The organism is Mesorhizobium sp. CA14 (assembly GCF_020165195.1).
In the GTDB taxonomy this organism is placed as follows: Bacteria; Pseudomonadota; Alphaproteobacteria; order Rhizobiales; family Rhizobiaceae; genus Mesorhizobium.
In genome coordinates this window covers 24,089-36,927 of record NZ_JAIUHR010000028.1, presented here as the reverse complement: position 1 = coordinate 36,927, position 12,839 = coordinate 24,089, and the positions used below count along the sequence as shown (strand labels likewise).

Genomic DNA, 12,839 nt, shown 5'->3' with positions numbered 1-12,839 from the left:
GTGGGCGTCAAGGTGATCCTGAAGTGAACGGCCCCGAAAGATGGTGCCTGCGCAAAAGTGTGGAGAGGTGGTTCGCGGCCTCGGCGAGTGCTTCGCCTCCGGAAGCGATCAGTGCCGGTCGTTCCTGCTCGGACGCAGCCAGGACGCGTTCCCAGAAAGCGGCGACGACAGCGCTCGACCGGGCGAGATCGGCGGCCACGGCCTGATCGGCGGCTAGCGCCACCAAGTGCCGAGGTGTGATGCCGCCGATGCCGGGCGGGACTTTCGCTCCCATGTCGACAAAGCCCGGAGGCAGCGATCCTTTCAGATTGTGGACGCGATGCTCGGTGATGGCGGCGTGGATCTGATCGACGGCCTGCTTGGCGCCCGCGACACGAGAGGGATGGTCCGTGTCGGCCGCGGCATGGGGGAGAAGTTCCAGCCGCTGGCCATAGGCTTCGACCAGTCTGAGATAAGGCAGCATCGGCCCCGAAACTGTGCCGCCGTCCTTGAACAGGTCCGCGTCGATCGCCGCATGGGAAACGCGCCCTGATGCCAGCGCGCGCTCCAGTGCCGCCACGTCGACCAGTTCGCCGCGATCGTAGTTGATAAGCACGGCGCCGTGGTTGAGGAGGGAGAGGACCTCATCTCCGATCAGTCCGGCGTTGGCGTATCGTTGCTTGCCGGCATCGAAAGCACCGAGGCCAAGGTGGACCGAAAGCGCGTCCGCGCCGCGCGCCGCGTCTTCCATGGTTGCGGCGTAGTCGAAGCCTTCCAGCTCGATCCATTTCTGGTGGCGTGGCCGCGCATGGATGCAGACCCGCATGCCGAAGGCCTGCCCAAGCCTGGCGAACTCCCGGCCGATATTGCCATAGCCGATCACCGCCAGTCTTTTGCCTTCGAGTTTTTCGGTCGGGTAGTGCCGCAGATCTTTTCCCGTATCGAACTGCCCACCGGCGACCAGGGCGTTGAGCCTGTCCACGGGAAGATCCGGCCTGACTTTCAGCAGCGCCTTCATGGCCATTTGCGCGGTGGCGCGGCTGTTGATGCCCGGCGTGTTCATGAGAGGCGCTTCGCCGCCTTCTCCGCTGCCCCCGCCCCACGATGCCGACCCCATATTGCCGGTGCCGGCGCCGATGCGCACGCCGCCAAGGCGGAACCTGGTCTCGGCCGGAATGAATGTCGCGGCGGCGATGACGGCGTCGTAGCGGCCGTCGCCGGCCTCGGCCAACAATTCCTCGCGCGTGCTCAATTGCGGCAGGTAGAAGAAATGCAGCTTGCCGGGGTAGAGAGCGCCGGCCTTGGCGATGCCTGTCTGGTGGAACACGCCACCTTTGGCTTCGATGTAGGCCTTGACCTCGCTGTGGTCGGGATTGCCGTCCGCGCCAAAGCGGAGGCCGACAAAATCGCAGATCAGAATATTGGCTGATGTCATGGAGCGTCGTTTCCCTGCAGTTGTCTCCAGCTACTCCAATCCATTGTCCGATAGACCGACGCGAAGCGGCATATCCGGGTCGCAAGCGAGAGATCGCCGTAAGGAAGTTAAAGTTTGTCGGCGCCAGCGAGGTCAGCCTGAGATAATTTCGTAGTGAAGGATCTGGGCGTCGCCGAGGGACGATCTGCGTCCAGGCGAGATGACGCCGGAGCCGAAGAGAAGAATATCTTCGCGGCGTACGAATACTTCATGGCCGGGTCCCATCGACACAAATGTGCCCGACGAGCTTCGCTCGACAAGGCGCGCCTTGCCATTCGAAATGGTGAAGGTCGCGTGGTGCCTTGAGACCCAGGGCCGCTGGACGACGATGTCGCATTCCGGAGATCGGCCGATCGTCACGAATTCGTTGTTTCGGCAGGATCGCGACTGATCTTCATAGCGGATGATCAGATTGATCTGCGGCGGCGCGGCGGAGCGCCTATCGACAAAGGTGCCTCGGTTGGCGATGTGCGTGCTGAGGGCCCCATCGTCGCTCCTCAGGGTATATACATCGAAGAGTTCTTGCTTTCCCTTGAAGGCCATTTTGTCGAGGAGCCGCAAGGTGCTGCGGCTGTCCGCGGAAAGGGCTTCGAAGAAGCTCTGGCTGATCAGGACCTCCCCGGGGTTGGCCGTGGTGGACAACCTTGCGGTGACATTGACAACATCGCCGAATAGGGCGCCCCGCGCGCGAATGACCGCTCCGAAATGCAATCCGATACGGGCGCTCAACGGCCCTTTCATCAGGTGGCTGCTGATTTGGCAGACGGCCCTCAGCGCCGCCTCCGGCCTCTCGAACAGGCTGAGCACGTCATCGCCCTTCGAGTAGATGAAGTCACCACCGTGTTGGGCGACGATCTCGCGTATCGCGTCGAGGCAATCCGAAACCTGCCGCAGAGCGGCATCGTCGCCGATGCGCTCATAGAGCGGCGTGCTGCCCACGACATCAGCCAAGAGGACCGCGGCTAGAAGTCTTTCCTGATCCATCGACTCGTGTCCGCCCCGAGAACGAAGCGTGTATAACATACCAAAGTCGACTTTGACTTATCTACGTGCCGCCGGGGGCCGCCGGGCAAGTGCTTTGGCCCGATTATCTCGCACGGACAGGCGTCTGCCTTCGCTCATCCCGCCAAACGGGTTATCGGGCTCTGAAATAGCGGCGAAAGAAGTTTCATTTCCCTAACCCGGGCTGCCGGCCGCCGGATTGGCGATGATGGCGGCCCGGAAGCGGGCGACGAAATCGTCCAGCGCCGGACGTTCGGCATCCGAGATTGCCCAGTAGGAGAAGGCATCGTCGGTCCAGTGGACCAGAAGGAAGCCACCTGCCGACAGATCGTCCGCCACCGGCACCGATTTGGCCTCGTTCTGTCGGGGTGCGGCCACCAGCGTGATCAGATGCTCGTGATGGCGGTAGACCAGCGCCGGCATCGGCCTATCGCCGATCACCTCGACGCGGCCGCCGAGCAGCGCGTAGCCGTCCTTGGCCATGTCGGGCGCCGGCGGCGACACGCCGATGCGGCCGTCGAGCCACGGCTTCACCGTGTGGCGGTCGGACGAGACGATGTCGACCGGCGTCGCCGCGAGCAGGCTGCGGCGGTGGCCGTTGGCGACGGCCACGGCGAAGCTGTCGGACCCATTGTCCGCCGTCGCCAGCCACTGCGTCGCGCCGCTGGCGAGAAATGCCGTCAGCACGATCGAGGCCGCCATCTGGCGCCAGTCGAAGGAGTCGAACCAGCGTGCCGCACGCGGCTGCATCGCGATGACTTGGCCTCGCGATTGCGCGGACGGCAGCGGCTCCGCCTTCGCGGCCATGGGCTCGGCAGCGTCCTCGGCGTCTTTCACCTCGGCGATGGCCGCAATGCGGGCCAGGAAATCGTCGCTGACGGTCGGGCGCGGCACGCTGGCGACAGCGCCGCGCAACGCCACGAGGCACGCATGTTCGGCGGCCAGCGCCGGATCGGCGGCCATGCGCCGCTCGACCGCCAAAGCGGCCGCGGCATCGAGCTCGCCATCGACAAGGGCGTGGATCATCAGCTTCATATCCTGCGGGTCTTGCGGCAATCCGTCCTCACGCGGGCGATTTTCATGCGGGCTCATGGTGGCGCCCTCCAAGTTCCGTCATCAAGAGGCCGCGGGCTCGCGCCAGCCGCGACATCACCGTGCCTTGCGGCACGCCGAGCATCGCGGCGATCTCGCGGTAGCTGAGACCGTTTATGTCGCGCAGCACCAGCGTTTCGCGGAAGGCTTGCGGCAGCTTGGCAATCGCAGCTTCCACCGCCGCCGAATTCGCCTTGGCGATCAGCGCCGCCTCCGGGCTGTCGGCATCGGAATCGGGCGGCGGCGACACGTCGTCGAGATCGGCGAGGTCGCCGACGGCGACCACGCTGCGCGGGCGGTTCTTCGCCATCCATGTGTAGGAGGCGTTGCGCACGATGGTGAGCAGCCACGCGCGGGGGTTTCCCCCAGCGAACCCGGCAATGCCCGCATGCGCCTTGAGACAGGCCTCCTGCACGACATCCTCGGCATCGGCTTGATTGCCGGTCAGCCAGCGGGCGAGCGACAGCGCATCGCCAAGATGCGGCAGCACCACTTCGGCAAAACGCGCTGCCAGCATCTTTTCGCTCAACACCGTTCCGCCGCCGGGCGCTCCCGCCATGGGTCTGCCGCCCTCAGCGGGAGGCGACGATCTGTCCCTGCTCGCGCGGGTGAAGATCGCGACCGCAGGCGATGGCGCCTGCTTCGAGGGAGGAGAAGGCATTGGTGTCACCGGAGTCAAGTGTCTCGGAAGCAAGGCGCGCCTCGGAAGAGGACGGCGCATCGCTGGCTGCAATGAGATGCTCGCCGTCACGGTCGTGGATCTCGATAATTGCGGTCGGCACGGATCAGGGCCGGCGGCGGGGCGGTATCGCCCAACACAGATGCGCCCAACTGCAATGCTCCAAGCGACGACGGCGGCTGACGCCTTCGCCCTCTTCAGCCCGTGCGTATTTGTCTTCGTGCCGCTTCATGACGGTCTCCTGCTGTCGCGCACAAAGGGCGCATGCCCTGGAGACCGGCGGACCGGGCCGTTTATTCCCGGCCGGTCGGCTTTTTCGTTCACGCTAACGTGATCGGAAGGCGTGCGAACCTAAAAGGCCAGCAGCACAAGCCCCGCCAGCGCCGATCCCGCCAGCGTCGGCAGCATGCCGGCCTTCAGCCTGAACATGGCGACCATCGCCGCCGCCGACAGCAGCGCGGCGCGCCAGTCGAGCGAGGACAGAACCGGCACCTCCACACCCCAGCCGACGCTTGCGACCTTGCCGAAGACGACATGCAGCGCGAACCACAATGCAAGGTTCATGATCACGCCGACGACTGCCGCCGTGATCGCGCCCAGCGCCGCTGCCAGCGCCTTGTTCTGCCTGAGCTGCTCGATGTAGGGCGCGCCCAAAAATATCCAGAAGAAACAGGGGACGAAGGTGACCCAGAGCGTCAGCGCCGACCCGAGCGATCCGGCAAGCAAAGGACTGATCGCGCCGGCATGGCGATAGGCGGCGGCGAAGCCGACGAATTGCAGCACCAGGATCAGCGGCCCGGGCGTCGTTTCGGCAAGCCCCAGCCCGTCGACCATCTGGCCCGCCGATAGCCAGCCGAAAGAGGTCACCGCCGCCTGCGCGACATAGGCGAGCACCGCATAGGCGCCGCCGAAGGTGACGACGGCCATCAGGCTGAAAAAGCCGCCGATCTGCGCCCACACGCTGGCTGGCCCCGCCAGCGCGGCGATCAGCACCACCGGCCCGAGCCAGACCGGAAGCCAGATGGCGGTGGTGCGGACCGCATGCCATCTCGTCGGCATGGTGTGGCCGAGCTCGCCGCGCTCGAACATCAGGTCGACCACGCCGGTCCTGTCGGCAGCGGCGCTGCCCTTGCCGTGCGCCGAGCCCGAAAACAGCCCCGGCGCGAAGCGATTTCCGATCCAGCCGATAAAGGCTGCCGCGAGCACGATCAGGGGGAACGGCAGCTTGCCTGCATAGATGGCCAGGAAGGCCGCCACCGCGATCACGATCATGGCCCGGTTCTTCAGCGCCCGCTTGCCGATGCGGATCACGGCTTCGACGACGACGGCGAGCACCGCTGCCTTGACGCCGAAGAACAACGCCTCGACCACCGGGACGTCGTTGTAGAGCATATAGAAGCTGCTCAGGCCCAGCATGACCAGCGCACCCGGCAGCACGAACAATGTGCCGGCGACAAGACCGCCGGCCGTCCGGTGCAGCAGCCAGCCGATATAGATGGCAAGCTGCTGCGCCTCCGGGCCCGGCAGGAGCATGCAGTAGTTGAGCGCGTGCAGGAACCGCTCCTCGCCGATCCAGCGGCGCTCCTCGACCAGTTCCTTGTGCATCAGCGCGATCTGCCCGGCCGGCCCGCCGAAGGAAAGCAGGCCGATCTTTGTCCAGAGCCGCGTCGCTTCGCGGAAGCTCGGCGCGGCCGGGACCTCGACCGGCCGCGCCGCACCGTCCTTGGCAAGCATGGTCATTGTGCCTTCCCTCCGACCGGCCAGTTATGCGTCTCGTCGGTGGCGTCGCGGCACCAGCGGAAGAAGGCGTCGTAGAAGAGCATGCCGGCTTCGAGCTGCTCGAGATCGTCGCGGAACATGCGCGACAGGCCGAGCGAGGCGGCGAGGAACCCGGCGGCCTGCGGCACGAGGTCGAGGCGCGCCGTATCGGCGGCGCGCACGATCAGCGCCAGGCGATCGAGCGCTTCGACGCGCAGGCCGAATTCCTCGATCATCGTGTCGAAAGTGCAGCGATCCCCACGATGGCTCCAGAACACGCCTTCGATGTCGAAGGGAACCGCTGCGAAGCGGTCCGCCACAAGAGGCACTTCGGCCGGGTCGACGAACAGGAAAACCGCCTCGGGATCGACGAAGCGGCGGATCAGCCAGGGGCAGGCAATGCGGTCGACTTTCGGTCGGGAGCGCGTGACCCATACTGTGTGGCCCTTCTCGTCGCGAGGCGGGATCGCGCCGGCCTTGACCAACGGCGCCTTGGCGGCAAGCCAGGCCTCGAAGCCGCCTTCAAGCGACTCCGCCGGAATGCCTTCATGACGCAGCCATGCGGCAACGCCTTGCGACAGCTTCTGCCCCCTCTGGCAGATCACGACGACTTTGCGTCCCGAAAATTCCGACGCCCAGGTCGAGACAGTCCTGAAATCGCGCCGGCAAGACGCCGGCAGCAGGCGCGGGTCGGCTTCATAATCCTCGTCGATGCGCACATCGATCAGACAAGGCGCGTCGGGCAGCCCGATGAGACGGGCAAGCTGCGGAACGGTAATTGCGGTTGTTGACGGCATGGCGTCCACCTCCTGAACAGAGAGAGTCTGGACGCGATCGTTGGGCTGACGCCTCACGGGGTCGTCGCGGGGAACCCCTTGCGGGAATGCTGGAACGGTCCCCTGCAATTGTCAAGAATTCAAATTGCCAGGGGCGGAGCTCCGCCCCGCGCTTTGGCCTGAAGCGGTCGGTGGCCTTACTGCGCCGTCCAGCCGCCATCCATCGGCAAGGTCGTGCCGGTGATCTGCCTGGCCGCGTCGGTGCACAGGAACAGCGCAAGTGCGGCGAGCTCCTCGACGGTGACGAATTCCTTGGTCGGCTGCGCGGCCAGAAGCACGTCGTGCTTGACCTGCTCCTCGGTCATGCCGCGCGCCTTCATCGTGTCGGGGATTTGCTTTTCAACCAGCGGCGTCCAGACATAGCCGGGCGCGATCGCGTTCACGGTGATGCCGTTCTGCGCGACCTCCAGCGCCACCGTCTTGGTCAGGCCGGCAATGCCGTGCTTGGCCGAGACATAGGCCGACTTGAACGGCGAGGCGACCAGCGCATGCGCCGAGGCCGTGTTGATGATGCGGCCCCACTTACGCTGCTTCATGCCCGGCACCACCGCCTTGATGGCGTAGAAGGCGGCTAGAAGGTTGATGCGGATGATGGCTTCCCACTTGTCGTCGGGAAATTCCTCGATCGGCGCGACATGCTGGATGCCGGCATTGTTGACCAGGATGTCGAGGCTGCCGAACGCCTCCTCGGCCTCGTGGATCATGGCGGTGACGGCGGCGCCGTCCATCATGTTGGCGCCCGAATAGCGGCACTTGACGCCGAAATCCTTCTCGATGCCGGCCCGCTCCTGCTCGATCGCCGCGGCGTCGCCCAGGCCGTTGATGGTGACGTTGGCGCCCTCCGCGGCGAAGGCACGGGCGATTGCAAGGCCGATGCCGCTGGTCGAGCCGGTGACGAGCGCATTCTTCGAAGACAAGGAACCCATGGGAGATCTCGCGACAGGAGGACAGGAGGGAAGAGTATGAAGGCAGACAACCGGGAAGGCACATGATTTGTGCGCCGCAGCATCACAATGCCACACCCATATGTCCGCGCTATTACAGCTCCACGACGGCATTTGCCGGCTCCGGGAAGCGCCGTCTTGGCGCTGACACGGCACTGTCATGCTGCCGTGCAACACATTTGCCAGCGCATTCGCGCGGGGTCATTTCAAACCTTACTGGGGCACCAGCCATGGAAATCGCCGACGTCGTGAAGCGCGCCTATGCGATGCCGCTCACCAACCCGTCCTTCCCGCCCGGCCCTTATCGTTTCTTCGACCGCGAATACATCATCATCACCTACCGCACGACGCGCGAGGCGCTGGAAGCCGTCGTGCCGGAGCCGCTCGAGATCGACGAGCCGCTGGTGAAATACGAGTTCATCCGCATGCCGGATTCGACGGGCTTCGGCGATTACACCGAAACCGGCCAGGTCATCCCGGTGCGCTACAAGGGCCAGCATGGCGGCTATGTGCATTCAATGTATCTCGACGACGACGCGCCGATTGCCGGCGGCCGCGAGCTCTGGGGTTTCCCGAAAAAACTCGCCAGCCCCAAGATCGTGCACGAGGGCGAGGTGGTGGTCGGCACGCTGCACTATGGAAGCGTTCTGTGCGCCACCGGCACCATGGGCTACAAGCACCGCGAAGCCGACCACGACCAGGTGCTCGCCTCGCTCGCCGCGCCCAATTTCCTCATCAAGATCATCCCGCATGTCGACGGCAGCCCGCGCATCTGCGAGCTGGTCCGCTACTACCTCACCGACGTCACGCTGAAGGAAGCCTGGACGGCGCCCGCCGCGCTCGACCTGCGCCCGCATGTCATGGCCGATGTCGCCAAGCTGCCTGTGCTCGACATCGTCTCGGCCGTTCACTTCACCGCCGACCTTACGCTCGGTCTTGGCGAAGTCGTGCATGATTATCTCGCCGACCGCGGCCGATCGGCTGCCGGCGCGAAAGAGCTGGAGAAAGCCGGTGCTTGAGCGTACCCGCAACAAGGCGGCCGCCGCCACCATCGCGGAAATCACGGCGCAATATGACCGCATCGCCCTGGTCTTCCAGGGCGGCGGCGCGCTCGGCGCCTATCAGGCGGGGGTCTATCAGGCGCTTGCCGACGCCGGCTGCGAGCCGACCTGGCTGTCCGGCGTCTCGATCGGCGCCATCAACGCCTCGATCATCGCCGGCAACGAGCCGAGCCGCCGCCTGCAGCGGCTGGAGCAGTTCTGGCAGACGGTCTCGGGCCGCAAGATCTGGGCCTATACGCCGGAAGGCGACATCTATCGCGACATCCGCAACCAGACCTCGTCGTGGATGACGATGACCATGGGCCAGCCCGGCTTCTTCAAGCCGCGCAGCCCCAACCCCTGGTTCCAACTCGCGGGAGCGGAAGGCGCCACCAGCTTCTACGACACCGCCGAGCTCAAGGACACGCTGGAAAGCCTGATCGACTTCGACGTGCTGAACGACGGCAAGAAGCGCTTAAGCGTCGGCGCGGTCAATGTCAGGACCGGCAATTTCGTCTATTTCGACACCGACAAGGTGCGCATTGGCCCGGAGCACATCATGGCAAGCGGCGCGCTGCCGCCGGCCTTCCCGTCGATCCGCATCGAAGGCGAGTATTACTGGGACGGCGGCATCGTTTCCAACACGCCGCTGCAATATCCGCTCGACCAGGAGGAGGACCGCTCCTCGCTGGTGTTCCAGGTCGATCTGTTCAGCGCCCGCGGCGTGCTGCCGCGCGGCTTGGCCGACGTCCTGTCGCGCCACAAGGACATCATGTATTCCAGCCGCACGCGCCAGAACACCGACAACTTCCAGCGCATCCATGCGCTCAAGATGAAGCTGCTCGACGCGCTGAAGCGCGTGCCGCCGGACCAGCTCAAGGATGGCGAGAAGGGATTGATAGCCGACTATTCCGACGCCGGCGTGGTCAACATCGTCCACCTGATCTATCAGCACAAAGGCTATGAAGGCCACGCGAAGGACTACGAATTCTCCGGCACCTCGATGCGCGAGCACTGGGAAATGGGCCTGGAAGACACCGAGCGCACGCTGCGCCACAAGAAGTGGCTGATGCTGCCCGACAACGCCGATGGCGCGACCATCCACGACCTGCATCGCGAAGACCCGACCTGATATTTGCATTCGCCACAAGCGGAGCAATCTCGGGAAAAGTCACAGCGGTCGCTGGCCTGGGAGCCCGTAAAGCTGTGAAGCTCTGCTTCACAGGCCATCAACATTGTCGCGGATAGCCGCCTCGCGGAGAGTGGGCTTACATCTGGGCGTCAGCAAAAAATGCGCTGGGCTCAATGGAGTACCGCCGATGACCGCCGAAGCTGTTTCCCCTGCCGTCGTTCCCTTGCGTGACGCCTGGCGAGGCCTGCTGTGGTTTGTGCCGCTCACAACGCTGTGGTTACTCTTGATCTATCGTTGGCCGGCGATCCCGGAGAGCGGCGTTCCGACCACGTTCCACCAGCTCGCGGCCCACGGGCTCATCGCCCTGGGATTGTGGCTCGGTCTCGAACATACGAGCCTGACACCGGGTCAACGTCGCGCGACTTGGTTGGCGATCATGATCCCAGATACGCTGTGGTTCGCCGTCGCTTGGAGCGCCGCGATCAATGGCGCCTTCCATCCGGACGCCACGGCTTTACCGGCGTTGCCATCGGCCATCTTTCTGCCGGTGATCATCGGTGCGCCGCTATTGCTGTTCTCCAGGCGGGTCGGGCAGGTGCTCGATGCGACGCCGGCGAGCTGGCTCGTCGCGGTTCAGCTCTACCGCGTATTCGGCAGTTGGGCGCTCGCGGCGTGGCTGCATGGTGCGCTGCCCGGCGTGTTCGCGGTGCCGGCAGGCATTGGCGACGTGCTGACAGGACTGTTCGCATTGCCTGCGGCGATCGCGGTGGCGACCGGCACAGCCGGGGGCCGGAGGGCAGCTACCCTCTGGAATATCCTTGGCCTTGCCGATTTCGCTGTCGCGATCACCATGGGCATAATCACCTCGCCCGGCCCGTGGCAATTGATCGTTCCGGATGTGCTGAGCATCGGCGCTGGCGACTATCCGGGTGTGCTGACCCCTGCTTTCGTGGTGCCAAGCTCAATCCTGCTGCATCTTGTGTCGCTACGCCAGCTGCGCCGCCTTAGAGCAATTCCAGCAAAAGTGTGAGCGGTTTTCCGTCCGGAATTGCGTAGAACAAAGAGATAGAGCGGTTCGCCGTTTCCGTGAAACGGTGAACCGCTCTAGCAGGGCGGAAGTTGCGCGGCGATAGAAGGAAACGGCGCCGCCGGCCGCTCCGTTTCCTTGAGGGCCTTCCCGCTCAGAACACCTGGCGGAAGATCACGAACAGCACGAAGGCCAGCGCGATCGAGCAGGGCAGCGTGAGCACCCAGGCCAGCAGAAGGTTGCGCACGGTCGACCACTGCAGGCCCGAGCCGTTGGCCGCCATGGTGCCGGCGACGCCGGACGACAGCACATGTGTGGTCGACACCGGCAGGCCGAGACGGTCGGCCATGCCGATGGTGATCATCGCGACCAGCTCGGCGGCGGCGCCCTGGCCATAGGTCAGGTGGCTCTTGCCGATCTTCTCGCCGACCGTGACGACGATGCGCTTCCAACCGACCATGGTGCCGAGGCCGAGCGCCAGCGCCACGGCGATCTTCACCCAGAGCGGAATGAACTTCGTCGCATTATCGACGGCCTTGTGATAATCGGTCACCGCCTTGAGATCGGCGTCCTGCATCGGCAGCAGCTTCTTCTTGTCGATCAGCTTCAGCGCTTCGCCGATCAGGTAGATGTCGTTGCGCGCGTTGCTGACCAGATCGGTGGGCACGTTGTCGACCGAGGCATAAGGCTGCAGCCCGGCAGTGGTGTTGTGGATATAGGTCTGCAGCGCGACCGTGGTCTGATCGCTCCAGGTTTTGCTGCGCACGGCCTCCTGCACGGTAGCCTTGGCAGCATTGGCGTCGGCGACCGTAACGCCCGGCTTGACATATTTGCCCAGCGCCTGCTCGACGGCGACCGACGCCGACTTGTAGGCGTCGAGATAGTTGATGTCGGGCGTGCGGTTGAGTGCGTAAGCCGTCGGCACCACGCCGATCAGGATCAGCATGATCAGGCCCATGCCCTTCTGGCCGTCATTGGAGCCATGCGCGAAGCTGACGCCGGTGCAGGTGAAGATCAGCAGCGCGCGGATCCACCATGGCGGCGGCGTGTTGCCCTTCGGCGCCTCGTAGAGCGCCGGGTTGCGCACCAGGAGCTTCATGGCGTAGAGCAGCGCCGCGGCGGCGAAGAAGCCGACGATCGGCGAGACCAGCAAGGTGGTGCCGACATTGGTCGCCTGGCCCCAGTCGACGCCGCTGGTGGCGCTTCCGGCCGGAGCCATGAACTGGTTGGCGAGGCCGACGCCGATGATCGAGCCGACCATCGTGTGCGAGCTCGAGGCCGGCAGGCCGAGGAACCAGGTGCCCAGGTTCCACAGGATGGCGGCAACCAGAAGGGCGAACACCATGGCGAAGCCGGACGACGAGCCGACCTGCAGGATGAGCTCGACCGGCAGCAGCGACAGGATGCCGAACGCCACCGCGCCGCTCGAGGTCAAGACACCGAGGAAGTTGAAGACGCCGGACCACATGACCGCGAATTCGGCCGGCAGCGAACGCGTGTAGATGACGGTGGCGACCGCGTTGGCGGTGTCGTGGAAGCCGTTGACGAACTCGAAGCCCAGCGCAATCAAAAGCGCGATGCCGAGCAGGATCCAGGGAACCGTCTTGGCGATGGCCAGATCCTGGCTGAGCGCATAGCCGACATAGACGACGCCGACGAGCACCAGCACGCCGAAAGCCGGCAAGAACCATTTGGCCCCGCCCGATTGTTCCAGGGGATGATCCGGTCTCGGGATCCCCGCCTCACTGGAAACTACGTCCACCATTGTCCCACTCCTTTTGCATTGCAGCAAAGAACCGGGGAGGACGCTATGTCCCTAGGATGAAGCTGGTATGACGCTCTTAACCGTTTGGTCACCACCAAACCGCTTGGTCGC

The 12,839-nt window shown here is 64.8% G+C and carries 12 protein-coding genes; 3 read left to right on the top strand and 9 right to left on the bottom strand.

The window, feature by feature from the left end:
* Window positions 1-7: 7 nt before the first annotated feature.
* The 8 genes from LB565_RS23995 to LB565_RS23960 form a co-directional block, all read right to left on the bottom strand.
* Entirely contained in the window at window positions 8-1,414 is a 1,407-nt protein-coding gene (locus tag LB565_RS23995) for an NAD(P)-dependent oxidoreductase (protein ID WP_224588396.1), read from the bottom strand.
* A 132-nt stretch (window positions 1,415-1,546) separates the two neighbouring features.
* Complete coding sequence (locus tag LB565_RS23990) at window positions 1,547-2,437, bottom strand: adenylate/guanylate cyclase domain-containing protein (protein ID WP_224588395.1); 891 nt, start codon at window positions 2,435-2,437, stop codon at window positions 1,547-1,549.
* A gap of 192 nt (window positions 2,438-2,629) precedes the next feature.
* Complete coding sequence (locus LB565_RS23985) at window positions 2,630-3,547, bottom strand: anti-sigma factor family protein (protein WP_224588394.1); 918 nt, start codon at window positions 3,545-3,547, stop codon at window positions 2,630-2,632.
* A complete protein-coding gene (locus LB565_RS23980) occupies window positions 3,534-4,106 on the bottom strand; it encodes a sigma-70 family RNA polymerase sigma factor (RefSeq protein WP_224588393.1) in 573 nt (190 codons plus the stop codon). The genes LB565_RS23985 and LB565_RS23980 overlap by 14 nt, the downstream gene beginning before the upstream one ends.
* 13 nt (window positions 4,107-4,119) lie before the next feature.
* Window positions 4,120-4,329 carry a hypothetical protein gene (locus tag LB565_RS23975; RefSeq protein ID WP_224588392.1) on the bottom strand — a complete coding sequence of 70 codons (210 nt, stop codon included), beginning with the start codon at window positions 4,327-4,329 and terminating at the stop codon, window positions 4,120-4,122.
* Between the two features lie 248 nt (window positions 4,330-4,577).
* A complete protein-coding gene (gene chrA / locus LB565_RS23970) occupies window positions 4,578-5,966 on the bottom strand; it encodes a chromate efflux transporter (RefSeq protein ID WP_411970688.1) in 1,389 nt (462 codons plus the stop codon).
* Window positions 5,963-6,781: a chromate resistance protein ChrB domain-containing protein gene (locus LB565_RS23965; protein ID WP_224588391.1), complete on the bottom strand. Its 819-nt coding sequence runs from the start codon at window positions 6,779-6,781 to the stop codon at window positions 5,963-5,965. Before LB565_RS23965 ends, chrA begins: the two co-directional genes overlap by 4 nt.
* 176 nt (window positions 6,782-6,957) lie before the next feature.
* Entirely contained in the window at window positions 6,958-7,746 is a 789-nt protein-coding gene (locus LB565_RS23960) for a 3-hydroxybutyrate dehydrogenase (protein ID WP_224588390.1), read from the bottom strand.
* A 248-nt stretch (window positions 7,747-7,994) separates the two neighbouring features.
* Here LB565_RS23960 and LB565_RS23955 point away from each other — a divergent pair, with 248 nt between their 5' ends.
* The 3 genes from LB565_RS23955 to LB565_RS23945 all read left to right on the top strand — a co-directional run bounded on the left by LB565_RS23955 (window position 7,995) and on the right by LB565_RS23945 (window position 10,966).
* On the top strand, window positions 7,995-8,783 hold the full coding sequence (locus LB565_RS23955; protein WP_224588389.1) for an acetoacetate decarboxylase: 789 nt from the start codon (window positions 7,995-7,997) through the stop codon (window positions 8,781-8,783).
* Complete coding sequence (locus LB565_RS23950) at window positions 8,776-9,936, top strand: patatin-like phospholipase family protein (protein ID WP_224588388.1); 1,161 nt, start codon at window positions 8,776-8,778, stop codon at window positions 9,934-9,936. Before LB565_RS23955 ends, LB565_RS23950 begins: the two co-directional genes overlap by 8 nt.
* A gap of 187 nt (window positions 9,937-10,123) precedes the next feature.
* The gene (locus LB565_RS23945) at window positions 10,124-10,966 is read left to right on the top strand and encodes an MFS transporter (protein ID WP_224588387.1); all 843 of its coding nucleotides are present in this window, start codon (window positions 10,124-10,126) and stop codon (window positions 10,964-10,966) included.
* Window positions 10,967-11,117: 151 nt separating this feature from the next.
* Here LB565_RS23945 and LB565_RS23940 read toward each other — a convergent pair whose 3' ends face one another.
* Window positions 11,118-12,728 (bottom strand): inorganic phosphate transporter, encoded by a 1,611-nt coding sequence (locus LB565_RS23940; RefSeq protein WP_224588386.1) that lies wholly within the window; start codon window positions 12,726-12,728, stop codon window positions 11,118-11,120.
* Window positions 12,729-12,839 lie beyond the last annotated feature (111 nt).